This is a genomic window from Vibrio sp. 1-1(7) (assembly GCF_013048485.1).
Taxonomy (GTDB): domain Bacteria; phylum Pseudomonadota; class Gammaproteobacteria; order Enterobacterales; family Vibrionaceae; genus Vibrio; species Vibrio fujianensis.
In genome coordinates this window covers 1,100,221-1,124,668 of sequence record NZ_VHSP01000001.1, presented here as the reverse complement: position 1 = coordinate 1,124,668, position 24,448 = coordinate 1,100,221, and the positions used below count along the sequence as shown (strand labels likewise).

At 43.4% G+C, this 24,448-nt stretch carries 19 protein-coding genes; 12 read left to right on the top strand and 7 right to left on the bottom strand.

The annotated features are described in order from the left end of the window. Positions 1–51 precede the first annotated feature (51 nt). Positions 52–1,275, top strand: a complete 1,224-nt coding sequence (locus FKN05_RS05205; protein WP_099612146.1) for a methyltransferase — start codon at positions 52–54, stop codon at positions 1,273–1,275. 6 nt (positions 1,276–1,281) lie between these two features. Here the strand turns inward: FKN05_RS05205 and ald are convergent, their stop codons facing one another. Beyond that, positions 1,282–2,409, bottom strand: coding sequence for an alanine dehydrogenase (gene ald, locus FKN05_RS05200; protein ID WP_170887032.1), 1,128 nt, complete (start codon positions 2,407–2,409; stop codon positions 1,282–1,284). 148 nt (positions 2,410–2,557) lie between these two features. Between ald and lrp the strand changes: the two genes are divergently transcribed. From lrp to FKN05_RS05185, 3 genes are all read left to right on the top strand, one after another. Then, the gene (gene lrp / locus FKN05_RS05195) at positions 2,558–3,052 is read left to right on the top strand and encodes a leucine-responsive transcriptional regulator Lrp (RefSeq protein WP_004726475.1); all 495 of its coding nucleotides are present in this window, start codon (positions 2,558–2,560) and stop codon (positions 3,050–3,052) included. A gap of 184 nt (positions 3,053–3,236) precedes the next feature. Beyond that, a complete protein-coding gene (locus FKN05_RS05190; protein WP_099612147.1) occupies positions 3,237–6,086 on the top strand; it encodes a DNA translocase FtsK in 2,850 nt (949 codons plus the stop codon). Positions 6,087–6,860: 774 nt separating this feature from the next. Then, positions 6,861–7,862 (top strand): carbohydrate porin, encoded by a 1,002-nt coding sequence (locus FKN05_RS05185; RefSeq protein WP_161427454.1) that lies wholly within the window; start codon positions 6,861–6,863, stop codon positions 7,860–7,862. Between the two features lie 51 nt (positions 7,863–7,913). Here FKN05_RS05185 and dsbB read toward each other — a convergent pair whose 3' ends face one another. Then, positions 7,914–8,435, bottom strand: coding sequence for a disulfide bond formation protein DsbB (dsbB, locus tag FKN05_RS05180; protein WP_099612149.1), 522 nt, complete (start codon positions 8,433–8,435; stop codon positions 7,914–7,916). Positions 8,436–8,554: 119 nt separating this feature from the next. After that, complete coding sequence (gene nhaB / locus FKN05_RS05175) at positions 8,555–10,141, bottom strand: Na(+)/H(+) antiporter NhaB (RefSeq protein WP_099612150.1); 1,587 nt, start codon at positions 10,139–10,141, stop codon at positions 8,555–8,557. A 567-nt stretch (positions 10,142–10,708) separates the two neighbouring features. On the opposite strand from nhaB, the gene fadR reads away from it, so the two are divergent. Next, positions 10,709–11,548 (top strand): fatty acid metabolism transcriptional regulator FadR, encoded by an 840-nt coding sequence (gene fadR / locus FKN05_RS05170; protein ID WP_099612151.1) that lies wholly within the window; start codon positions 10,709–10,711, stop codon positions 11,546–11,548. Positions 11,549–11,618: 70 nt separating this feature from the next. On the opposite strand, the gene FKN05_RS05165 is transcribed toward fadR, so the two are convergent. Continuing rightward, positions 11,619–12,776, bottom strand: coding sequence for a DUF1887 family protein (locus FKN05_RS05165; RefSeq protein ID WP_170887031.1), 1,158 nt, complete (start codon positions 12,774–12,776; stop codon positions 11,619–11,621). 203 nt (positions 12,777–12,979) lie between these two features. Next, positions 12,980–14,971 (bottom strand): methyl-accepting chemotaxis protein, encoded by a 1,992-nt coding sequence (locus tag FKN05_RS05160; RefSeq protein ID WP_170887030.1) that lies wholly within the window; start codon positions 14,969–14,971, stop codon positions 12,980–12,982. 347 nt (positions 14,972–15,318) lie between these two features. On the opposite strand from FKN05_RS05160, the gene hinT reads away from it, so the two are divergent. The 7 genes from hinT (at position 15,319) to FKN05_RS05125 (ending at position 21,386) form a co-directional block, all read left to right on the top strand. After that, a complete protein-coding gene (hinT, locus tag FKN05_RS05155; RefSeq protein WP_099612640.1) occupies positions 15,319–15,669 on the top strand; it encodes a purine nucleoside phosphoramidase in 351 nt (116 codons plus the stop codon). 65 nt (positions 15,670–15,734) lie between these two features. After that, positions 15,735–17,126, top strand: a complete 1,392-nt coding sequence (locus FKN05_RS05150; protein WP_170887029.1) for a COG3014 family protein — start codon at positions 15,735–15,737, stop codon at positions 17,124–17,126. Next, positions 17,126–17,515, top strand: coding sequence for a YcfL family putative periplasmic lipoprotein (locus FKN05_RS05145; RefSeq protein ID WP_099612154.1), 390 nt, complete (start codon positions 17,126–17,128; stop codon positions 17,513–17,515). Before FKN05_RS05150 ends, FKN05_RS05145 begins: the two co-directional genes overlap by 1 nt. A 25-nt stretch (positions 17,516–17,540) precedes the next feature. Beyond that, the gene (lpoB, locus tag FKN05_RS05140) at positions 17,541–18,131 is read left to right on the top strand and encodes a penicillin-binding protein activator LpoB (RefSeq protein WP_099612155.1); all 591 of its coding nucleotides are present in this window, start codon (positions 17,541–17,543) and stop codon (positions 18,129–18,131) included. 32 nt (positions 18,132–18,163) lie between these two features. Beyond that, on the top strand, positions 18,164–19,048 hold the full coding sequence (locus FKN05_RS05135) for a phosphotransferase (RefSeq protein WP_099612156.1): 885 nt from the start codon (positions 18,164–18,166) through the stop codon (positions 19,046–19,048). Positions 19,049–19,119: 71 nt separating this feature from the next. Beyond that, positions 19,120–19,659, top strand: coding sequence for an alpha/beta hydrolase YcfP (gene ycfP / locus FKN05_RS05130; protein ID WP_161430413.1), 540 nt, complete (start codon positions 19,120–19,122; stop codon positions 19,657–19,659). A 437-nt stretch (positions 19,660–20,096) separates the two neighbouring features. After that, positions 20,097–21,386 (top strand): FAD-dependent oxidoreductase, encoded by a 1,290-nt coding sequence (locus FKN05_RS05125; RefSeq protein ID WP_161430510.1) that lies wholly within the window; start codon positions 20,097–20,099, stop codon positions 21,384–21,386. Positions 21,387–21,521: 135 nt separating this feature from the next. Here FKN05_RS05125 and FKN05_RS05120 read toward each other — a convergent pair whose 3' ends face one another. Beyond that, on the bottom strand, positions 21,522–23,189 hold the full coding sequence (locus FKN05_RS05120) for a (2,3-dihydroxybenzoyl)adenylate synthase (RefSeq protein WP_170887028.1): 1,668 nt from the start codon (positions 23,187–23,189) through the stop codon (positions 21,522–21,524). 8 nt (positions 23,190–23,197) lie between these two features. Then, positions 23,198–24,382, bottom strand: coding sequence for an isochorismate synthase (locus tag FKN05_RS05115; protein ID WP_170887242.1), 1,185 nt, complete (start codon positions 24,380–24,382; stop codon positions 23,198–23,200). Positions 24,383–24,448 lie beyond the last annotated feature (66 nt).

The following is a 24,448-nucleotide window of genomic DNA, read 5'->3' as shown; positions in this document are numbered from 1 at the left end:
TTCCTCCTCATAAGTACCACTCTAAAATAGGCCATTATTTGAGGAGGGCGCATGCGCGATTGTTTTCAATACATTGATACTTATCTTAGTCAGACGCAGCCTTTCTGGCGTTTTGAGCCTTTTCATGATAGTGGCTTAGCAACAGCGCCTTGGTCTTCAATAGCTCCTGAGTTAGAGGCGTGGTTGAGTACCCTTTCAAATGAACAGGTTGCTGAATTGAAACAGCAGCCTGAACCATTAATAGCTATGCTATCGGTCCATATCCCTAAACTTGATCATATTGTTCAATCTTTGCGTCTGTTGTTATCGAATGGGCAATCGAATGATTTTTGTGAGGCGTATAGTGAGCCTTATCCTGGGGTTCCTGGTCGTAAGTTTGCGCAGATAAAAAGTTTGGGGGCTTTTCTGGTCAGTCGACATCAAGGTGAAGCTTGGTTAGAGTGGTGTTCGGGTAAAGGATACCTTGGCCGTTGGCTTGCTTCTCACTCATCTCATCCCGTGGTGAGTTTTGAATACCAAGAGGCATTATGTGAGCAAGGCCAATTGGAGGCGGATCGTTTAGGGTTAAGGATGAATTTTGTTCAAGGTGATGCATTGGATGTGCGCAGCCAGCGTTTATTTAAAGCGCATCAGCATGCCGTTGCATTGCATGCCTGTGGTGATTTACATGTTCGCTTATTGCAGTATGCGGTGACGAATCAGTTAGCGGCCATTACCTTTTCTCCTTGTTGTTATCATTTGATTGAAGGTGAATATTATAGTCCTCTTTCTCAGCTAGCAAAACGATCTGCTTTGAATTTGACTCGGAATGAATTGAGAATCCCGTTGCAGGAAACCGTGACCGGAGGGGAGCGTGTTAAGCGCCATCGTTGGTTGGAAATGACCTACCGACTCGGATGGGATGAGTTGTTAAAAGCTGAACTCGGTTATCAAGAATACCTTCCGACCCCGAGTGTTAAAAAGTCGCAGTTAAATGAAGGCTTTGAGGCTTTTTGTTGTTGGGCGGCCGCTAAAAAGGGCATGACCTTACCTACTATTCATTTTGAATATTATCATCAAAAAGGTATTGAGCGTTTTTGGAAAATGGAGCGACTCAGTTTAGTTCAACATGGTTTTCAACGTTTACTTGAGTTGTGGCTTGTTTTGGATCGGGCGCTATTTCTACAAGAGCAAGGGTATCGAGTTGAGATCGGTGAGTTTTGTCCGCGAGCTATCACACCGAGAAACCTTGTGATTCATGCACAAAAAGATAACCGGGTATCCCCCGGCTATTGATTGGCTTTATTCACTTAATTGGTTAATGGCATCAAGTGGCGAGACATACGGTAGTTTGAAATTATCGGCAACTTCTCGACAGGTAACTTGGCCATGAATGACATTGAGGCCCTTCAAAAATCCGGGGTCACTCAGCAATGCTTGTTGATAGCCTTGGTTAGCTAATTTGATAATATAGGGAAGCGTTGCGTTATTGAGAGCAAAAGTCGATGTGCGAGCAACCGCTCCGGGCATATTCGCGACACAGTAATGGACAACGTCATCGACCACATAAGTTGGGTTGTCATGGGTAGTGGGGCGAGATGTCTCGAAACAGCCACCTTGGTCAATGGCAACATCGACAACGGCAGAACCGGGCTTCATTCGTTTAATATGCTCTTTAGTGACTAATTTGGGTGCGGTGGCCCCCGGAATGAGTACGGCTCCAATAACGAGATCGGCGGCAAGAATTTGCTGTTCAATTGCTTCGTTGGTGGAGAAAAGCAGTTTGACTCGCCCTTGAAATTCTTGGTCTAGCTTTCGGAGTACATCCACATTTCGGTCTAAAATGGTTACGTCCGCTTTTAAACCGATAGCCATTCTTGCCGCATTGGCACCAACCATCCCTCCGCCAAGGATAACGACTTTGGCCGGTGCGACACCGGGTACGCCACCTAAGAGTAAGCCCATGCCGGCTTGTGATTTTTCTAGGGTAAGCGCTCCGGCTTGTATTGCCATTCTACCTGCTACTTCAGACATAGGGGCTAATAGTGGTAAGCGTCCCATATGATCTGTTACAGTCTCATAGGCGATGCAAACCGCGTTACTCTTGATAAGTGCTTCAGTTTGTGGAAAATCTGGGGCAAGATGTAGATAGGTAAATAGAATTTGTCCTTCTTTTAGCATCGATCGTTCTACAACCTGAGGCTCTTTAACTTTTATAATCATGTCTGCTTGCGCAAATAAGTCTGCAGCAGAGTGAATAATGGATGCCCCGGCAGCGATGTAATCATCGTCTGAGAAACCGATACCTGTGCCTGCATGGGTTTCGACAATCACTTGGTGGCCATAAGTGAGAAGTTCTCTCACATTAGCAGGAATCATTCCCACTCTATACTCGTGGTTTTTGATTTCTTTTGGGATGCCAATTATCATCCTGACTCCTTAGTTGTAGGGTTAGTGAATGTAGTCACGTTGTATCGAATTTATAACTAGTTTAGTTGTGCATATATAAAGTTTGATGCTGAATATCAAAAAGTTATAGTATATTTTTTTGCAAGGAAGTAATAAGGTGGAATAAAAAATGGCAGACAACTATAAAAGGCCGTCCAAGGATCTTGACCGGATTGATCGCAATATCTTAAATGAGTTGCAAAAAGATGGTCGTATTTCAAACGTTGAATTATCCAAGCGAGTAGGGCTTTCACCGACTCCTTGTTTAGAACGTGTACGTCGTTTAGAGCGTCAAGGGTATATCACCGGATATACTGCGTTACTCAACCCTCAATATCTCGATGCTTCACTGCTCGTGTTTGTTGAGATCACGTTGAATCGTGGTGCACCAGATGTATTTGAACAATTTAACACTGCGGTACAAAAGCTGGATGATATTCAAGAGTGTCATTTAGTCTCTGGTGATTTTGATTATCTTCTCAAAACTCGAGTCTCAGACATGGGGGCGTATCGCAAGCTTTTGGGGGACACGTTGTTGCGTCTGCCTGGTGTGAATGATACTCGCACTTATGTGGTCATGGAAGAAGTCAAACAAACCAACCAACTGGTGATTAAGACCCGTTAATCTGTTTCTGTCAGTGGAATAGCGAGTTCTTGCCTCATTCTGACCGAGATAGATTGGGTTTTTTACCTTGGTATGGTTAAATCTATAAACAAACCGAGCGGCAGTAGCCGCTCGGACTGTTTTCATCGCTCCGATATGCGTATAGTGTATAACATATTGGGCATTATCATAGTCAAGTTGGTTTATGTTCAAAGAGAACAATCATAAAGTTGAAACGATCGTCAAGACCAGTGAAGAGCCTCAGTCTTTGCGCTTGAACGGTAAACAACGATTAAAAGAGTGTGGGCTAATTTTAGCGGTACTCTTTTCCATTTTATTAGCGGTAGCGCTGGTTACTTTTCATCCTGCTGATCCTTCTTGGTCTCAAACTGCTTGGGGCGCAGATATTCAAAATGCAGGAGGAATGATTGGTGCTTGGATCGCAGATACTCTATTTTTTGTCTTTGGCTCATTAGCCTATTTATTACCGATCATTTTAACGTTGAGTGCTTGGGTTTTTTTACGAGCGAGAGAGGAAGATGAACGGCTCGATTTTACCTTGTGGGGAACAAGGTTATTGGGCCTAGCCATATTGATTTTAACCAGTTGTGGCCTTGCTGATATTAATTTTGATGACATCTGGTACTTTTCTTCTGGCGGTGTGATTGGCGATGTATTGACTAGCTTGGCTTTGCCCATCTTAAATTTATTAGGCACAACGCTGGTGTTACTTTTTTTGTGGGGGGCGGGTTTTACCTTACTTACGGGTATTTCTTGGTTAACTATTGTCGAGTGGTTAGGAGAGTTTACCATCCGTGCCTTTCAGTGGTTAGTCAACCGTTGTCGTGGTGAAAAATCCGAATTAGTGGCTCCACAACTGTTAGAACCTAACGTCTCCGCATTTTCTCCTCTCTCTGAACATGATCAACAGGCTCCGGATGAGTCGGTTATGAGTTCATTATCAATCGAAGAAGACCAAAACGAGCCACAAGAGCGACGTTTTAATATTCATATCCCTGAGCCTCGTTCGGAAAAAGAGCAGCCAAATCCGGTTGAGTTTTCTGTTTCACATCGGAGGGACGAACCTTTAGCGACCACTGAGATTGAAACATTATCTCAAGAAACTGTCCGCGAGGCGCAGCTGTATACCACGATTGAAGAGCTAGAAAATGCGGCGTATCAAAACGATGATTATGCTGAAGATACAAAAGTCGACCTAGAAAAAACGCATCTTAATCCGCATGCTTCGCTGCGGCCATCAACGGAATTCATCGAACCAGAAACACAAGATGGTAGCCAGACAATGGCTTCATTGTCTCAGTCTGATTGGGATGAAGAATCTACAGAACCGATGATTTCAACCTTAGATGTGCTTGAAACGCCAGTGGTAGAGGAGCAAGCCAATATACAGCCTGAAACATCGACAAGAGAGCAGGAAAGTGATGCTGACGATCCAGACGTACAGGCTTTTCAAACCTTGGTATCTGAAGCTCAAGCCAACCTCGCGGCTAAACAGAATCCATTTTTGATGCAGCAAGAGGTTAATTTACCCAAGCCAGCAGAACCGATGCCGACTTTGGCGTTGCTGTATCATCCAGAAAAACGAGAAAACTTTATTGACCGAGCCGCTTTAGAAGAGATTGCCCGTTTAGTGGAATCGAAATTGGCTGATTATAAAATTCAAGCACAAGTTGTGGATATCTTCCCTGGGCCAGTTATTACCCGGTTTGAGTTAGATTTAGCACCTGGAGTAAAGGTAAGCCGTATTTCTAGTTTATCCATGGACTTAGCTCGTTCTCTTTCAGCTATGGCGGTTCGGGTTGTCGAGGTGATTCCAGGTAAACCGTATGTTGGCTTGGAGCTACCGAATATGAGCCGCCAGACGGTCTATTTGTCGGATGTGATCAGTAGTCACCAATTTCAAGAATCAAAATCGCCAACGACCATTGTGTTAGGGCAGGATATTGCGGGTGAAGCTGTCGTCGCCGATTTATCCAAAATGCCTCACGTTCTCGTTGCGGGAACGACAGGTTCCGGAAAATCGGTCGGTGTGAACGTCATGATTCTGAGTATGCTGTATAAATCTACGCCAGAAGATGTTCGTTTTATCATGATTGATCCGAAAATGTTGGAATTATCGATTTATGAAGGGATCCCACATTTACTTGCGGAAGTCGTCACCGATATGAAAGATGCGTCTAACGCATTACGTTGGTGTGTGGGCGAGATGGAGCGTCGTTATAAATTGATGTCCGTGTTAGGGGTCAGAAATATAAAAGGCTTTAACGATAAGCTGAAAATGGCCGCACAAGCTGGGCATCCGATTCATGATCCTCTCTGGAATGATTCGGAAAGTATGGACAGCGAACCCCCATTGTTGGAAAAACTGCCTTATATTGTCGTGGTGGTCGATGAGTTTGCCGATTTAATGATGGTGGTCGGTAAAAAGGTTGAAGAGTTAATTGCGCGTTTAGCTCAAAAAGCACGTGCAGCGGGTATTCACCTTATTCTGGCTACTCAACGACCGTCGGTCGATGTGATTACCGGATTGATTAAGGCAAATATTCCAACGCGAGTTGCCTTTACTGTTTCAACCAAAACAGACTCACGAACCATTTTGGATCAAGGTGGTGCCGAGTCGTTATTAGGGATGGGCGACATGCTTTATTTACCAGCAGGCTCTAGCCATACCATTCGTGTGCATGGTGCTTTTGCTTCAGATGACGATGTTCATGCGGTCGTGAATAACTGGAAAGCGCGTGGAAAACCGAATTATATCAGTGACATCATTAATGGCGATCAAGGGCCGGATGGATTGTTACCAGGTGAAAAAATGGAAGAGGATGAGGACATAGACCCTCTTTTTGACCAAGTTGTCGAGCATGTGGTTGAAAGTCGTCGAGGTTCTGTATCTGGTGTTCAGCGCCGTTTTAAAATTGGTTATAACCGTGCCGCTCGTATTGTTGAACAACTGGAAGCGCAAGGCATTGTCAGCGCTCCGGGGCATAATGGTAATCGAGAAGTACTCGCGCCCGCGCCTACTAGGGGCTGTTGACCTTAAAAATTAATGTCTGTTTCTTTATCTTATACTGCTTAGCGTGAGCTAGGTACTGTTGACCTTTCGAATGGAATTTAACCGTGAAAGGTCAACGCAACCTAATCTTTCTATCTCGCAATTTTCTTTATTTTTATCCTCAAGATTCAACTCGTGATACACAAAACTACTTTTTATACCCTCCTACTTGAAGTTGCAGGGGGGGCTGGCTACGTTTGTTCACGCCAATTGCATAGCCTGTCTATGCCCATGGAGATGATAAGAACCATCCGTGTCTCTCACCAAAGGCCAGCCTACGGCTGTTGAAATTGATTTCAGACCAATTTGTCACTCACTTGTCGCCTACCTGTAACGCCAAATGGTTTGAGTATCATCTCATCTTGAGTGATCTCCCGATGCTATTTATTTACATTCCGTTGCTGAATTATTTTTTTCAATAAAAAAATTAACAATAATAATCATGCCACTATTTTATTTCTTATCCAAATTAATTCCATAAGCGTGATGGAGGAAATATTCCTTATCATTCATTGAGTGGGAACGGTTCCTTGTGTGATCGGATTCATGGTTTCTATGGTTTTGGTAAATGTAGACTCTCCACCGTCGGCAGCATGCAAGGAGGCACATGTACAGTGGTTGCTGACCTCGGGAATGAAAAGGTTGCCACATTTCAACAATGTACCCCCTAATCTATGTTCATTTCTGAGTAGCGCTAAGGAAAAGCATTAAACCAATAAAATCAAGATAATGGCCTTAAGGTCAATGGAGATAATAATGAAATTTAATACCTTTGGTAAACTTTCGCTTGCTTCCGTTTTAGTTTCTACAGCACTGGCAGCACATGCTGGGATCAGCGTTGAAAATGAAAAGGGTCTATTCACGATTGGTGGTGACGTTGAGTATGATCTCAATGTGGTGGATAAAGAAAGAAAGAACCAAGATCGTCAAGATTTTAGTCAAAGTGGCCGGATTTTGGTGCAAATTGCTGCTGAGCGTGCTGTTGCCAATGATCATTATCTGAAAGTGCAAGTTCAGCCACTACTGAAATCAACGGGTGATGTGGATTTAGATGATGCCTTCTTCGCAATGGGTCGCCAAGCGGATTGGGAAGTGAAAATTGGGCGTTTTGAAGCGTTTGATATGTTCCCTGTTGGGCAAGATACCATGCTCGATTTTGCAAAAGTCGATGTGAATAATAATGTTATTGAACCTTATCGCTTAAAAGACGCTCGAGGCCGTGGTGATTATGGCCAAGTAAGCTATGCAAAATCGCTCGATAAGTTGTATTTTGAAGTAGGATCACTGTTTAAAGAAAATAGTGGTGCGGATCAAAATGCTGTGTTTGTGCGACCGGTTGTCGCTTTTCAGGCAACAGATAGTCTGCGCTTTGCCGCCGGTATGGAAGCGAATTTAACGGCGGATAAGGCAGATGCTGAGAATGATTATCTTGGCTATGGGGCAACCATTAAATATGCGGTGTCAGATTTTAGCTTAGATGTAAGTTATGCGTACCGTGATTTTGATACCACTGATCAAGAAGACTCCTCAATCGGTGCTGTTATTCAGTATAAACGATTTGGTTTAGGCCATATCTATTCAGAAACTGACACGGGCAGCAAAGAGAAAATGAATACCACTTGGGCATCTTATGAGATTGCTAATGTGATGGATGTGCAAGATTTCTCTATCTACCTTGGATCTTACTTCTCTAAAGTGGATAACGATAACGATGACCAAGATGTCGGCGTTCGTGTACGTTTCAAGTACTTCTTTTAATTGGTAATTCACACAATTTATTTGCCCACCGTTTGGTGGGCTTTTTATTGTTTATGCTGCCCGCTTAAGACACTGAGCCACTAACACAGCAGCAAGCGCTATCAAGTTACCAGCAAAAATAACCACTAACCATTGTGGCATCGTCAAGCTTATAAATTGCCAAGAAATGTCACTACAGTCCCCATAAGCCTCAAACATCCAAGGTACCCACTGGTTGAGTGGTGCCCAATCTGGAAACGTGACAAACAGATCACAGGTATTAAATGGCGACGGATTTAATTGGTAATCTACATGCTCGATAGAAAGGGTGAGTCCTTGGTAGGCGCTTATCCCCCAAACAATAAATCCTGACCAGCGAAGTCCTCGCTGTTTGGGATTGAGTAGGCCAATGAACGCTCCTACACCGATACCCAACATTGCGATTCGTTCATAAATACACATCACACATGGGGACAGCATCATTATATGTTGGAAATAGAGGGCACAAAGCTCAAAGAAGAGCACGAAAATGAATAATAGAGCCCAAGAGAGGCGATTATGAGAGAAACGTTGGAGTTGCAAAAGAGCGTTCACATCATCATCCTTGCGTAATTAAGAAAATATTCAAGCCATTGATGTTTATTGGCATCAATGGCTTGTTCTAGTATTCAGAGCTTTTTAGCGTGGAATAGTTTCTTATTCAATACAAATTTTTAATGACCAACAATAGCAGCGGCGGCTTTGAGACTATGATGAGTGATCCAACCCATCTCGTAAAAGTAGCTAGTCATGGGCTCGAGTAGGAAAATGATCCCGCCTAAACCGATTAAACTCATTACGATAGTATATGGCAAAGCCATGACCACCATTCGTCCATAAGACAGTCGGATTAATGGTGCCAGTGCTGAAGTTAACAGAAACAAGAAAGCAGCCTGTCCATTCGGTGTTGCAACAGAAGGGAGGTTTGTGCCCGTATTGATTGCCACCGCAAGGAGATCGAATTGATCGCGAGAAATCAATCCGTGCGTTAATGCAGATTGCACCTCACTGATGTATACCGTGCCGACAAAGACATTGTCGGATACCATCGACAGTAGACCATTGGCGATATAAAACAGAGCGAGCTGTACACCTTTATCTTCAATATGCAGCACACTGTCGATGATCGGAGTAAATAATTGTTGATCAATAATCACCGCAACAATGGAGAAGAAAACAGCTAACAGTGCAGTAAACGGCAAGGCTTCTTCAAATGCTTTACCTAAAGCATGTTCTTCGACGATACCTGAAAAACTGGTCGCAAGAATAATCACGGATAAACCGATGAGACCTACAGCGGCCAAATGTAGCGCTAATCCAACAATGAGCCAGACCGCGATAATCGCTTGAACCCAAAGTTTAGCGATATCTTGTTGCGTTCTATGCAGGCGAGTTTCGCTATCGAAATCCATTAAGACCTGGCGAACATTGGCTGGTAGTTCTGCTCCATAACCAAATATTTTAAAACGTTCGACCAATAGGCAGGTGAGAAGTCCGCAAATAAAAACAGGCACAGTGATGGGTGACATACGAATTAAAAACTCACCAAACAACCAGCCAGCATGGTCAGCAATAATCAGGTTTTGTGGTTCGCCAACCATCGTCATCACACCACCTAAAGCCGTTCCAACCCCAGCATGCATCAGTAGTGAGCGTAAAAATGCGCGATAGTTTTCTAAGTCATCACGAGTCAGTTCTGGTATTTGCTCATCATGAGTATGATCGTGAGACGGGGCCGACGGTTGTCCTGAGGCAACTTTGTGGTAGATGGAGTAAAACCCAACCGCGACACTAATGATGACCGCGATTACGGTCAGTGCATCTAAAAAACCAGAAAGAAAAGCCGCCGTAATACAAAAAGCCATCGATAAAATCAATTTTGAACGGATACCTAACAGAATCTTAGTGAAGATAAATAACAATAAGTTCTTCATGAAGTAGATACCTGCGACCATAAACATCAGCAGAAGTAAAACTTCAATATTTGCTACTAGCTCATGTTTGACTTGGTCTGGACTTGTCATACCAATGGCGATTGCTTCAATAGCTAACAAGCCACCAGGTTGTAGTGGGTAGCATTTTAATGCCATGGCTAGTGTGAAAATAAATTCAGCCACCAGTAACCAACCGGCCACAAAAGGATGAATAAAAAAGAAAACAATCGGATTGATGATTAAAAAGGCAATGATGGCAATTTTGTACCAGTCTGGTGCTTTGCCTAAAAAATTCTTAATAAAGGCGCTTCCGAGTGATATCGGCATGATAATTACTCTTGTGTTAGTCAGATTAGACGCTTCATTGATCCAAGGTTCATTAGCCAGTGAATCGCTCTTCATGGCTGGTGGTTAAGAACGCTGGATTTCTGGTGTGAAGAATCTAATGGAATCATTTCTCATAATGACTGAGTAAAACTATAAACGGATAAGTTCACACTTTTACTGATTCATTCCCTAAAAGAATAAGCACGGAGGGTGCTTAGGCGCGAACCGCACTAAATGAATAAATTCACAGCTCTCCTTATTGATTGAACGTTGACCAATTAATGGTTTAGTGAACCTATAAAATGGTCAAGCCCTATTTCGGATATAGAAGAGTAGTGGATGATCGAGTGTGAGTAAACCACACGAGCGTGCTTTTCACTATTACTTTTTGATAAATTAAATTGAATAAATGAGTGGATATTATCTTGATGAACGATTGAAATAGAGTTGTTACTCTAATGGTAGTGATGTGATGCGTTTAATAATGGTTTGTTTCCGCTCAATGAAAACTAGTGGTATGATGAGTGCTATTCGACCCAAATAAATTAGAAACTGGATGAGTAGTTAATGGTCATCAAAGCAAAAAGCCCAGCAGGTTTTGCAGAAAAATACATTATTGAAAGCATTTGGAATGGTCGTTTCCCTCCGGGATCTATTTTACCTGCCGAGCGAGAGCTTTCGGAGCTAATTGGTGTTACTCGAACGACATTAAGAGAAGTTCTTCAGCGTCTTGCACGAGATGGTTGGTTAACCATTCAGCATGGTAAGCCGACTAAAGTAAATCAGTTTATGGAAACCTCAGGTTTACATATTCTCGACACATTAATGACATTGGATGCTGAAAATGCCACCAGTATCGTTGAAGATTTACTTGCCGCGCGAACCAATATTAGTCCGATATTCATGCGTTACGCATTCAAGATTAATAAAGAGAGCTCAGAGCGGACAATTAGCAATGTGATTGAATCTTGCGAAGCATTATTAGCGGCTGAGTCCTGGGATGTCTTTATTACCACCTCGCCATACGCTGATAAAATTAAACAGCACATCAAAGATGAAACTGATAACGAGGAATATACCCGTGAAGAAATGCTCATAGCGAAGACATTTAATTTTTATGATTATATGTTATTTCAGCGTTTAGCCTTTCATTCCGGCAATCAAATCTACGGTTTGATCTTTAATGGTTTGAAAAAATTGTATGACAGAGTGGGTAGTTATTACTTTTCTAACGCTGAAGCTCGTCAGTTAGCATTATCTTTTTATCGTGACTTGCTAGACGTGTGTTGTTCTGGTGATCGGGATCAATTACCGATAGTCATTCGCCACTATGGTCTTGAAAGTGCGCAAATATGGAATCAAATGAAAACGACGTTACCATCAAACTTTACTGAAGATGATGGCTAGTTTTCCATCAGTGCCATATAAGATTCAGCAGAAAAAGCCCATTGGGCTTTTTCTTTGGTTGAACCTGCGCTTAGAGTTCGCCACCTCCTGCAGCTTGAAACCAACGCGTTAGATGTGTTTTTAGATCTTTCAATTCATCAGGCCCAATCAGAGCAAGCCCTAAATCCTCTGCACGTGTAATATCGTTATGTCTTAATGGACGAAAACTCACTAACATCGCACGGGCTTGCAGCCCGCCAAGTAAGTCGCGTAATGACTCTAACTTGTATAAAGTATCGTCACCATCATCACGCATCCCTTTTGTTTTACACTCTATAATGTGTAGTTTATTGTTGACGACCGTTGCGACATCTAATTCATTACGCACTTCTCGCTCACCGAGTTGACGGTAAACTTGGACGTTAAGTGACCGATCTTGTATGGTTGGCATAATATCTTGTATCTGTTTAACCGTACTGTGTACCAGCGTTTCTAACCACTCGCCGTTGGCAAATCGGCGCGCATCTTCATCGGCAAAAGTGAGTAAACCTTGCTGATATGTCGCAATATTGGCTTCTACCAGATCCGTGATCAATAAATTGAGTTCACGGTAACCTTGTTGTTTATCGGAGAGCACAACATCTAACCGCTGTTCTTTACGACAGGTCGTCGCTAAGTAATTTAGGGTAGCAAGGCCTGGCCCCAGCTCTAACGCATGGCTAGCCCACCGCTCACCGAGCTGGTACAACTTTTGATCTAACAGAGGAGGGCGGTTATATTGGCTAAATTCTCCTCGTGCGCCAAAAATAGTCAAATAATCGGCAATCGTAATATTGTCTTGTACTTGAGTATCTTGGCTGCCGTCTGGATAGAGCCAGCACAGTCGATCGCTCCGGGGCTCTACGACAAAAATAGGCCAGTGATGAGTTCGAAATACTTCATAAACAGATAATAACCGATGGCGTAGGCCACAGCTGGCATTCAGTTTTACTTCGACTTGGCGATTTTTTAGCTCATCGGCGAGCCGACGGATGGCTAACTTGGTTTCGTTAATATTAGCTTCGTAAGGAATTTCAAAGAACTCAGAAGTGATATCACGTTGTTCTAATACGGTATGTAGACGAGCATACATCACTTTTTGCGTTTGATCACCGATGAAGACAATGTGTCGACTAACGGTTCGATTATCTAATAAGGGGGTGATCAAACGTACTGGATCTTGATCAATAATGCCAACATGAACAGCCATATTCTATCCTCATGTTTGGCTTGCAAAATGGGGGAAAAAGAAAAGAATGAAGCAAGCCCTGCTCATCATATAACGGTGAGCGAGCAAAAAAACAAGGGTGACCGGATAGAAAAGTCACCCTGATGAGCAGTTTTGACGTTAGGCTAACAATCGATACCGAGAACCGCATTCTCGTTGCTTGAAAAATCAGCCATATTGGTATCTTATAACTTAAACCTATGGACGAGTTGACCTTGCTGATTGGCCAGTTGGGTTAGGCTCTCACTCGTCTGTGCGATTTGATTCATGGCTTGGTAGCTTTCGTCCGCGATATGGTTAATATCTTCTATACTCCGTGCGATTGAGCTGGTGGTTTCACTTTGTTCTGCTGCGGCCTGAGAAATATGGGTACTCATTTGGCTAATTTCTATAATCAGCGCTTGGATTTCTTCCATTGCGCTGTTAGCACTAGAGGCTTGCTCAACCGATTGCTCCATATCTTGCATGCAAGTTTCAATCACTTTACTTGCGGTACCAGAGCTGTTTTGAAGGTTACTGATCATCGTTTCAATTTCTGATGTTGACTCGGTCGTTCGTTGTGCTAAGACGCGAACTTCATCGGCCACCACGGCAAAACCTCGACCTTGTTCTCCTGCTCGAGCGGCTTCAATGGCTGCATTCAGCGCGAGTAAGTTAGTTTGTTCGGCTATGTTACGGATGACGTCTAAAATAGAACCAATTTGGCTACTCATTTTATGCAATTCACCGACAGCATGAACCGAGTCGTTAAGACGAGACTCTAATTGATTGATGGTAGAAATATTATTGCTCATCACTTGTCGGCCGGATTCAGAAGCACTTTCAACTTGCTGAACCATGTGCAGCGAACTTTGCGCGCTATGCGCGACTTCCTGAACGGAATGTGCCATTTCTGTCATCGCTGTGGCCACATTCGCGGTTTGTTCTCGTTGACCATTCAGTTTGTTTTGTGCACTTTGTGAGGTCGACTGATTGCTATTTGCCGTGGCAGTTAAATTATCTGAAGCTTCATTTAACTTGACCAAAATATCATGTAGGTTGTTTGCGAGTGAGTTGATGTGGGTACTGACTCGAGCAAATTCGTTATTGTAGCGGACTTCAATACGCTTGGTCATATCACCTTGTGTGAGGCTTTCGAGAGTAGCAAGAATACGATTGAGTGGGCTACGTACACTATGTGCGATATGATAGCCAATACCGGTAGCAAGTAAGACCACTAAAATCCCAATACCAATCGCTCGATATACGCCTAAATCATAAACTTCGGCTGCTTCTGTTAAGGCTGCATTGAGTTCTTGCGTAGCGGTTTGGTTGAATGAATCAAGAATGACCATCGCATGATCGACTTCAGCCGCTAAGTTGGCAATATTATCATACAAGGCAGTACGAGCTTTTAAGTACTCATTATGTTGATCCAGCACCCCACCTTTTTGTCCAATATCTTGAGTAAATTGGGCTACCGAGTCATCAAACACCTTCTTGAGTTCAGGGAGCTGAGCGGTGAGTCCTCGGTAAGAGTAATTGAGGTGAGCCACAGCTTTACGGTTATTTGCCACCGCCTCTTCAACGAAAACCACATCAGAGCTAGCAAGCGCATCAGAGGTAATTACTTCAGCATCACGAAGTTTGATGAAGTAACTTTTTGCCATAACTTTAACTGAAATACTACTTTGGTCATCCACATACTCTTTCATGCCCACGCTAAGCTCAGAGTGCAGACGCTGAAATTTACGCGTTGACTGTTGTACTTTCTCTTGTGACGTAAACATCGCTTGGTAGTTGCTCATTGCATCATAAGCTTCGGTAAAGTAGCGTTGTTCTAGCTTTCGTAACTCGTCAATGCGTTCTTCAAGATCGGGGTGAGCAGTGCTTGCTTGTGCTAATTGTTGTAATACGGTGCGAAATTCGGTTTGTGCTTGAGCGAATTCTGCGCGTCTTTCTGCCATTCGCTCACTATCTTGAGTGGTTAAAAAATCCTTAAATGATTTGTCCGCAGATAGAAGTTGTACGCTGGTTTGGTTAGACAATGACACGAGTGGTAATGCAGATTTTGAAACCCCTTGAAAGTTGGAGTGGATTTGCTTCATACCATCCATCATGATCATGACGGTGATGGCAAACATAATAATAATTAGTGTAAATCCGGCATACATACGCCTAATAACGGAACCTTGCATGCATCTCTCCCTTGAACATTCTCTCATTAAAAATATGACGCATCTAATATAAAACCGTGTTAAATGCACTTGTTTTTATATAAAACATGTGGTCTACAACACTTACCTTTGATGGTCTTAATCGTTATGACAAACGGTCATAAAAAATTAACAAATTAATTAGTATTGTATGGAGATTAAAAAACGCATTTTATGACGAGAGCTGCAAAAACACTTTTTGCCATTCCATTTATGAATGCAATTGTTGATTTTGATAACTGGATTGTGCTTTTTATTGAGGTTTAATGCCCCTTGTCGCATACTCAGATAAACCTAATAATCTCATTATTCTATTGATGGAGAACTTCATGGCTGAAGAAACCATTTTCAGTAAAATTATCCGTAAAGACATTCCTGCGGATATCCTTTATCAAGATGACCTTGTGACTGCTTTTCGAGATATTAATCCAAGAGCTCCGAGTCATATCTTAATTATCCCTAACAAATTGATTCCCACCGTTAATGATGTACAAGCAGAGGATGAGCTAGCACTCGGGCGATTATTTACGGTGGCAAAGATAATTGCTCAACAAGAAGGCATCGCCGAAGATGGTTACCGTTTATTGGTGAATTGTAATGCTCATGGAGGGCAAGAGGTTTACCATATTCATATGCATCTAGTTGGTGGTCGACCGCTCGGGCCATTATTGATTGGTTAACTTGATATGGCCCAGCGTTGGGCCATTGCTTAACGGTTTCACTTTTGTTTGAGGCGGACAATCGCGTGAGCTTATATTTACGACCTCTATTCCTATTACTCGTCTGTTTATTACTTAATGCCTGTGCCCAGTTCAGCGCTGGTAACCTATTTAGTCACTATAGCGCCCAAAATAAAGCGCTTTATCAAGCGGTAAAAGCGGGCGATTATTCAAGTGCAACGGAATATGTATCCAAACCCGTAGCGGGCGATATTCTTGATAATTTAGAAAAGGGGCGTGTTTATTTCCTCGCTCAGCAATATGTGCAAAGTAAAGCCGCACTAGACATGTCCGTTGCCGCGGTCACTCAGCAGCAAGAAAAAGCAGTCATCTCGCTCAGTTCAACGGCGACGAGTGTGAGCTCATTGGCACTCAATGATAATTTAAGTGAGTATACTCCCGCTGATTATGAATTAGGATTCTTGCACCTTTATTTGGGGTTGAACTATCTTCAACGTAATCAGTTAGAAAGTGCACTTGTGGAAATGCGGCGTGCGAACTTGGTTCAAGAACAAGCGCGAAAAAATCGTCAGGCCGAATTAGAACGGGTACAAAAAGAGCTGCGTAGTACAGGCGTTTCTCCTAATTTAGGTGCGATATTAGCTCAATATCCAGATGCGGGTACAAGGCTACAAGCGGTGCAGAATGGCTATTTATTCTATCTTTCCGCTCTTCTATACGAAGCAGCGAATGATTTAAACAGTGCTTATGTCGATTATCGGCGTGCTTTAGCTGTAGCGGAAAATAACCCAGTGGTGATTGATGGAGTACGACGAGTGGCCCAACGGTTGGGGATGAGAGACGACTTGCGTCAGCTAAATGAGCGTTATGGCCCACCAACTTCACGACAAGCGCAGCAGGGACGAGTGATTATTATTGAAGAATTGGGTGTGGTTGATCCAAGGCAAGAGTGGCGATTATCTTTACCTTTATCTGACAGCCGAGGCAATACCGCATTGTATTCTTTAGCATTACCTTATTATGCATCGAGTCAGCAAGAGGTTTTTGCGCCGTTAATTCTGAATCAGTTACCGTTAAAGGGTGACGTGGTCGTGGACGTTAATGCAATGGCGCACAACGATTTATCTGAGCGAATGCCTACGATGGTGATTCGACAAGTGTTGCGAGTGGTAGTAAAAGATCAAATTCGCAAAGAAAGCACACAAAGTGATGGGTTTGGAAACTTGCTTCTTAATGTGTTTAATACATTAACCGAGCAACCAGACACTCGTAGCTGGTTAACCTTGCCCGAACGAGTAGTGACCAGCAGTGCAATTGTCGCGGCAGGTGAACAAGTGTTACAAGTTGGTACGCAACATTATCGATTCACCGTGCCTGAAGGTGGAACGACCTTGGTTTGGTTATCTCGTCAGGGGCGTCATTCCACGCTTTGGCATAAACAGTTGGGAAGGTTATGATGAAAAAAATAGTCGTTACACTGTTAGCGGTGTGGTTAATGAGTGCTTGTACAAGCCATACTACGGGGCTAAGTATTGATGGCGCGAGTCAGCAAGTCCTATTTGGGGATCGCGTTCTGGCGAGTCGCATACAGATTGATGATATTTCAACTCAAAATGTGTATGGAAAAACTCGAGGCATTGTACGTCTTTCAAGTCAATATCGTGGGGATCAACATCTACAATACCGCTTCTATTGGTATGATGCAGATGGGTTGGAAGTGAATATTCAGCCAGGGCCTTGGACATCAGTCATTTTACGTGGTGATGAAACACGATCACTGTCAGAAGTATCGGTTAATCCACAAGGTAAGCAGTTTCGTGTTCAGATTCGCGAACTGGATAATTAGTGGATAGGATAAGTAGAGGGTAAAAATGAATAAAAGTATTGTAGCGCTTCTTGGTCTTGTGGTGTTGCTCGGTGGCTGTTCTAACCGCGTTAGCTATGGCGATGCTCAAGCTGTTGAAACGGTCACCGTTGATTTTGGGTCTACCGATTTACAAAAAATAGCGGCTGATATGGTTGATAGCATGATGATGTCCGGTTCGGTCGCTGCTATTACACGTGATGCACGTCCCATCGTCTTTGTTGAGCGGATCAAAAATAAGACCAGTGAACACATTGATACCGAATCGATCACCGACACCATCAGTACCAAAATGTTGAATTCTGGTAAGTTCCGTTTTGTTGATATGGACCGAGTGGATGCGGTGCGTGCACAGCTTAATTTCCAAAATAATGATGAGCTTGTTGATCAAAGTACAGCCATTCAATTTGGTAAAATGGTTGGGGCGCAGTATATGTTGTATGGCAATTTATCTAGCATTGTAAAAAATGCCGGTAGTGATAAAGATGTCTACTATAAAATGACGATGCGTCTAATGGACTTAAAGACAGGGTTAATCGAATGGGCTGATGAAACAGAAATTCGTAAACAACAGTCGAAAAGTTTCTTAGGTTGGTAAACATTGATGTTTGCTTATTAACGAGGTGAGAAATGGCAAGGATGTCATGGCGTGAGGCCTGTCAACTCGATCCGACATTACAGTCGTTAACTCATTTCTTTACCTCAACGCCTGAATATGCGCAAACACTGACTGGAGGGCTAACCAATCGATGTTGGAAAATTACCCTGTCAGCCGAGCTTGCGTTTGTTTGGCGTCCTAATACCCTTTTGACAAAAGGATTTTCTATTTCTCGCTTTCAAGAATATCAGATTCTGAAAGCAATTGAGAACAGCCGCCTTGGCCCTAAAGCGATCACTATTAATGATCAAGGTTTGTTAGTGGAATGGATCGCTGGAAACGTGCTAACCGAAGAGGGGGCATGGGAGCATATTCTCAAAGTACTGGCACAGGTCCATCAATTAGAGAGCGCTCGAATTCCGGCTCCTCCTTTTAATTATACTGCTCGCGTTGATCATTACTGGTTACAACTTAAATCAGAGCTTAAAACGCCATCTTTTGAGCAGTTATATTTAAAGTGGCGAACGTTGCCTCACTGTGAATCATTGCCACTAACCTTGTGTCATTTTGACTTAGCGGGCTATAACTTAATAAAAACAGAAACAGGTTACCGGATCATTGATTGGGAATATGCCAGTATGGCTGACCCCCGTTTGGATCTGGCCATCAGTATTGATGTGGCTGGGGAAAAATTACTGGACGCAGTGTTTCGTTATTGTCAGCTACGGAATATTCAGCAGGTTGATCGGTGGGTTGAAGGCGTAAAAGCATGGCAACCTAAGGTTAAAATGATGGCGATGCTTTGGTATTTAGTGGCTTATCAGTTATGGGGCGACGAAGAGTATTATCAGCAAGCTGTGCATTTTAAAGATCAACTGCTGGCTGAGTCTTCGTCACCAGACAATCGGGGGAAGTGAGCATTTAGCGCTTTAAAACCATCCCTTTCATGTGTAAATTAAAATCTTCAGTAAGCGGGGGGTAGGGTTGTATGATTATTTATTTACATGGATTTGATTCAACAAGTCCTGGAAATCACGAAAAAGTGCTGCAATTACAGTTTATCGATGATGATGTTCGTTTTATCAGTTATAGCACTCAACATCCAAAGCATGATATGCAGCACTTATTAAAAGAAGTTCATAAAGCGATTGAATTATCCAATGATCCGGATCCTGTCATTTGTGGTGTCGGTCTTGGCGGGTATTGGTCTGAGCGAATTGGTTTTTTATGTGGGATAAAACAGGTGATGTTTAACCCTAATTTGCATCCAGAAAACACCATGACAGGGAAAATTGACCGGCCGGAAGAGTATGAAGATATTGCGACAAAATGTGTCGAACAGTATCGTATGAAAAATAAGGGCCGCTGTCTGGTTTTTCTTTCTCGCCATGATGAAGTCTTAGACAATCAAAAGGCCGCTCAGGAGCTACAAGACTATTATCAAATTATCTGGGATGATGAGCAGCCGCATAAATTTAAGAAAATATCGCAACATCTACAGTCGATTAAGGCCTTTAAAGGGGCTTAATTTAAATCAATACGCAGCTTCGATAGTGGAGCTGCTTTAATACCCAATATTGTTGATCCCTTCATTCTCACTCCCTCTCGCTTTTGTGTTTATTCAGGTGTTTACCAATTGTTAACCGTTAATCAACATATGGCGGCCTTATTTTACTCTATATAATTAATCAAGAATAAAAAACTTGATGGGTGTCAAAAAATAGGTAGAGTATGAAAAATTAGCAAATGAGAAAATTTGCGCTACCCCGTGCTTAGTACGAAAAGGATAAAAATTAATATTTGCTCGGTAAGCATTGGGCGGCAAAACATTTAAATAACATAATAAAAAGAACAAGATTCATTGATGAGCACTCTGATTTCTACAGACCTACGACTCTAATTTTAAAATTTCAGCATAGTGATTAATGCTGAAGCTGATTATTAAAACTTTTAAAGGTGATAATTGTGACACGTATTATTGTAGTCGGTGGCGGAGCTGGAGGGCTTGAGCTAGCAACGAAACTGGGACGAACTTTGGGACGTAAGAATCGTGCTAGCGTGACCTTAGTTGATCGAAATTCTAGCCATTTGTGGAAACCTTTGCTGCATGAAGTAGCAACAGGTTCGTTGGATGAGGGCGTTGACGCTTTAAGTTATCGGGCACATGCTAAAAACCACAGTTTTGATTTTCAACTCGGTAGTTTGGAAGCGATTGATCGAGACAGCAAAAAAATTGTCTTGAGTGAGCTGACCGATGAGCATGGTGAGCTGTTGATGCCTAAGCGTGAACTGCACTATGATCTACTGGTGCTAGCGATTGGTTCAACGTCTAATGATTTCAATACTCCTGGGGTTCGTGAGCACTGTATTTTCTTGGATAGCCCTGAACAAGCTCATCGTTTTCGCACCGAAATGAATAATGAGTTTCTAAAACTTCATGCAAAAAATGGCAACGGTACCGTTGATATTGCGATTGTGGGAGCGGGAGCGACGGGCGTTGAACTCTCGGCTGAATTACATAATGCAGTGAAAGAATTGCGTACTTATGGCTTTGGCGATCTTGACTCAAGTAAGCTAAATGTCAACTTAGTAGAAGCGGGAGAGCGTATTTTACCCGCCTTACCTCCAAGAATTTCAGCCGCCGCTCATAGCGAACTGACCAAGCTTGGTGTGAATGTTCGAACATCAACCATGGTGACACAGGCTGAAAAAGATGGTTTAACCACGAAAGACGGTGAAAAAATTACCGCGACGATTATGGTGTGGGCGGCAGGAATTAAAGCGCCTGATTTTATGAAAGATATTGCGGGCCTAGAAACGAACCGAATTAATCAGTTAGTGGTTAAAGAGACACTACAAACTACGCGAGACGATGATATTTTTGTGATCGGCGACTTAGCGCAATGCACCCAAGCTGATGGTTCTTTTGTCCCACCAAGAGCACAAGCTGCGCACCAGATGGCCAGTTTAGCCTTCAAAAATATCGTTGCTAAACTCAATGGTCGTGAACTGAAACCTTACCTTTATAAAGATCATGGTTCGCTCGTTTCATTAAGCCGTTTTTCTACCGTTGGAAGCTTGATGGGGAATTTAACCAAAGGTTCAATGATGGTTGAAGGCCGTATTGCACGCGTTGTATACATTTCACTTTATCGCATGCACCAAATGGCTTTACATGGTGTGATAAAAACGGGACTGATGATGTTGGTGGGAAGGATTAACCGAGTACTGAGACCGAATCTCAAACTTCATTAATCTGTCAGAGTGGCTACAACTCAGTGGGTCGCATAATCCAAACAAGTTTGAGTGATCGGCTTCAACTAGGCTAAACAGCAAGCGCAGGGTTTTCTGCGCTTGCTGATTTTTGTATTTCTCACGTGATCTCTGCTCTTACGATGGTTTTGATGCCATTTCCCCTGTTCGTTGATGCTGTTTCGGTGAAGTTTGGCTATAAAGTGCTCGTAAACTTTTCTTGTCCACCTTACCTACCGACGTTTTGGGCAGGGTATCAATAAACTGTATTTGATCGGGGATTTTGAAATCGGCCACGCCGAGATCACGTAAAAAGCGTTTTAGTTCCAGTGCTTTTATTGTGTGCTCTGAGCGTGTTACCACCACTGCGCAGCTGCGCTCGCCAAGATAATCGTCAGGTACGGCGATCAGAGCAACATCGTGTATGGCAGGATGACGTAACAGATAGTTTTCTACTTCTTCTGCGGCTATTTTTTCACCTCCGCGGTTAATCTGATCTTTCTCTCGTCCCGTGACAATGATGTGACCTTCAGCGGTACGCTTCACCAGATCGCCAGTACGATAAAAACCATCAGCAGTAAATGAGTGCTCATTATGTGCAGGGGCACGGTAGTAACCACGAATGGTATATGGTCCTTGAGTAAGTAGAAAACCTTCTTCACCGATTGCTACATCGTTTCCTTCGTCATCGACCACTCGAACTTGATCATGGGGTGACATAGGCCGGCCTTGAGTACTGGCAATGATTGGTTCGCTATCTTCAAATCGAGTGTAGTTGACTAGCCCTTCCGCCATACCAAACACTTGCTGTAAGCGGCAATGAAGCTTTTTCGGTAATGCTCGTGCGGCAGTTTCACTGAATTTAGCGCCGCCAACTAACAGTAACTCAAGGCTAGAAATGTCCTGTGTGGCTTTTTCTGCATAGTCCATCCATAGTAGAGCCAAAGGGGGCACTAAGGCAGAGACGGTGACACGATGGCGCTCAATCATTTCAAATGCACTTTGTGGTGCGGGATCTTGGGTGAGAATCACACAGCCTCCAGACCAAAACACCCCTAATGCTCCCGGTGAGCTGAGCGGAAAGTTGTGCGCAACGGGCAGAACACACAGAAACCGCGTCGTGTGATCAAAATGGCAGATCTGAACGCTACCAGTAACACTGTAAGCATAGTCATTATGGGTACGTGGGATCAGCTTGGGAGTCCCTGTGGTTCCTCCTGAGAGTTGGAAAAAGGCCACGTCATTGGCGTGAGCATACTGTTCTTGTATTGGTGGTTGAAAGCATTCGTTCAAAGAAATAAAGCGGGGGTCGCAGGCCTTACCTCGGACAATGATGTGTTTAACACTTGGGCATTGTTGGAGGATCTCTGCGGCTAACGCTTGATAATCGAAGGTCGTCGCTTGGCCATCAATAAAATAGGCCTTAACATCGGCATGTTGGCAGAAATAGCGTATTTCCATCTGACGATGGGCTGGCAGTGCGAGTATTGGGCGAACCCCAATTTGTAGTAGTGCAAAAAAACACTGATAAAATTCAGCGATGTTGGTCATTTGCAACACCACATTATCGCCACGTTGTAAGCCAATCCGATGAAATCCCGCGGCTAACTGTGCAGCACTATCGACAAGTTCTCGGTAAGTGATGGTACGTTGTTCGCAAATAATCGCGTCATATTCAGCGTATTTTTGTTTACTTTCCCGTAAATAATCCAGCAGGGTTTTATCTTGCCAATAGCCAAGGGCTCGGTATTGATCGGCTAATGCTTGTGGCCATGGTGTGTAGTCAAGTTCTGGTGGTTTTTTCATCGGACTTCCTAGGCGGTCAGTTGTTCATTGAGTTGAATGCCTGCGGCAGACAAAATCGTGCTCATCTTGGCTCCCGTTTCATCTAATTCGCGCTGTGGTTCTGATTCATTAACAATGCCAGCTCCGGCGTATACCTTCATCTGTCTTTTTTGCACTTCTGCGCACCGGATAGTCACCACCCATTCTCCATTGCCACGCGAGTCACACCAGCCAACCATGCCAGTGAAGTAGCCTCGATCAAATGGTTCAATCGCACGAATGGCTTCATAAGCATGAGCGCGAGGATAGCCGCACACTGCTGGGGTAGGGTGAAGCTGGGAGGCAATACTAAGCACGTTGAGGTTGGTGTCGATGGTTTGACCCTCTAGCAAGGTAGAAAGATGTAACATGGTCTGTGTTTCGATAACCGATGGTGTCATCGGGGTATAGAGATTGTGGCAATACTGGCTCAAAATACGTTCCACTTCCTCTACCACTACGCTGTGCTCATAGAGATCTTTTTGTGTGTTGAGTAACGATAAACGTGCCGCTTCATTATGCGCTTCATTTGAAGTGCGCGGGCGTGATCCAGCAAGGGGATTGGAGGTCACAGAGTTGCCTTTTTTGGCGATCAACAATTCAGGGCTGGCTCCCATTAATTTGATACCGGGAGTAATATCTGCGGCGAAGGTATAGCCTTTCGTGTTGATGGATAAGAGGTTGCGAAGTAGGTTTGGTAGATGAATATCTGCATCCGTTTCAACTTCTATGGCTCTTGATAACACGGCTTTAGCCAGCTCTGTGTTCGCAAATAGATTGAGCAGATCGGTGACCCCTTGGCGGTAATGTTGACCGGAAGGCGAGGAAATCACTTTCGCGTTTGACGGCAGATTATTCATTCTATTAGTAGAACACCGGGTACTGCTCGAGACCCATAGTTGTTTGGGAATAACAAAGCGTGTTGGGTACTGTTCATGAAATGGCACGATCCCAAACAGGACGGGGTTATCCGTTTCATGACACTTTGCCGCTTGTAACATGGTATACGCTTGCTCCGCTAATTGAGCAAAACGGATCGGTTGGTGAATGTCCTGTTCGATGCCTAGGCCCATCATGGTATGGGTCGGAGAAGCAAAGAAAAATGGGGCTGATTCGAGTTGTTCGCTCAGCACTTCATTTTCCATTTTTGTATAGCCAATGACTTGACGTTGCATTTGGAACCCTTCTTTTCCTTTCTGATGATATCGGCAGCCTGATGTTCCTGTTTCATGACGTTGAAG

Bases quoted from the DNA above. Each gene is read 5' to 3' on its own strand.
- FKN05_RS05205 (WP_099612146.1), top strand. From the start codon at position 52: ATGCGCGATTGTTTTCAATACATTGATACTTATCTTAGTCAGACGCAG.
- ald (WP_170887032.1), bottom strand. From the start codon at position 2,409: ATGATAATTGGCATCCCAAAAGAAATCAAAAACCACGAGTATAGAGTG.
- lrp (WP_004726475.1), top strand. From the start codon at position 2,558: ATGGCAGACAACTATAAAAGGCCGTCCAAGGATCTTGACCGGATTGAT.
- FKN05_RS05190 (WP_099612147.1), top strand. From the start codon at position 3,237: ATGTTCAAAGAGAACAATCATAAAGTTGAAACGATCGTCAAGACCAGT.
- FKN05_RS05185 (WP_161427454.1), top strand. From the start codon at position 6,861: ATGAAATTTAATACCTTTGGTAAACTTTCGCTTGCTTCCGTTTTAGTT.
- nhaB (WP_099612150.1), bottom strand. From the start codon at position 10,141: ATGCCGATATCACTCGGAAGCGCCTTTATTAAGAATTTTTTAGGCAAA.
- fadR (WP_099612151.1), top strand. From the start codon at position 10,709: ATGGTCATCAAAGCAAAAAGCCCAGCAGGTTTTGCAGAAAAATACATT.
- FKN05_RS05165 (WP_170887031.1), bottom strand. From the start codon at position 12,776: ATGGCTGTTCATGTTGGCATTATTGATCAAGATCCAGTACGTTTGATC.
- FKN05_RS05160 (WP_170887030.1), bottom strand. From the start codon at position 14,971: ATGCAAGGTTCCGTTATTAGGCGTATGTATGCCGGATTTACACTAATT.
- hinT (WP_099612640.1), top strand. From the start codon at position 15,319: ATGGCTGAAGAAACCATTTTCAGTAAAATTATCCGTAAAGACATTCCT.
- FKN05_RS05145 (WP_099612154.1), top strand. From the start codon at position 17,126: ATGAAAAAAATAGTCGTTACACTGTTAGCGGTGTGGTTAATGAGTGCT.
- lpoB (WP_099612155.1), top strand. From the start codon at position 17,541: ATGAATAAAAGTATTGTAGCGCTTCTTGGTCTTGTGGTGTTGCTCGGT.
- FKN05_RS05135 (WP_099612156.1), top strand. From the start codon at position 18,164: ATGGCAAGGATGTCATGGCGTGAGGCCTGTCAACTCGATCCGACATTA.
- ycfP (WP_161430413.1), top strand. From the start codon at position 19,120: ATGATTATTTATTTACATGGATTTGATTCAACAAGTCCTGGAAATCAC.
- FKN05_RS05120 (WP_170887028.1), bottom strand. From the start codon at position 23,189: ATGAAAAAACCACCAGAACTTGACTACACACCATGGCCACAAGCATTA.
- FKN05_RS05115 (WP_170887242.1), bottom strand. From the start codon at position 24,382: ATGCAACGTCAAGTCATTGGCTATACAAAAATGGAAAATGAAGTGCTG.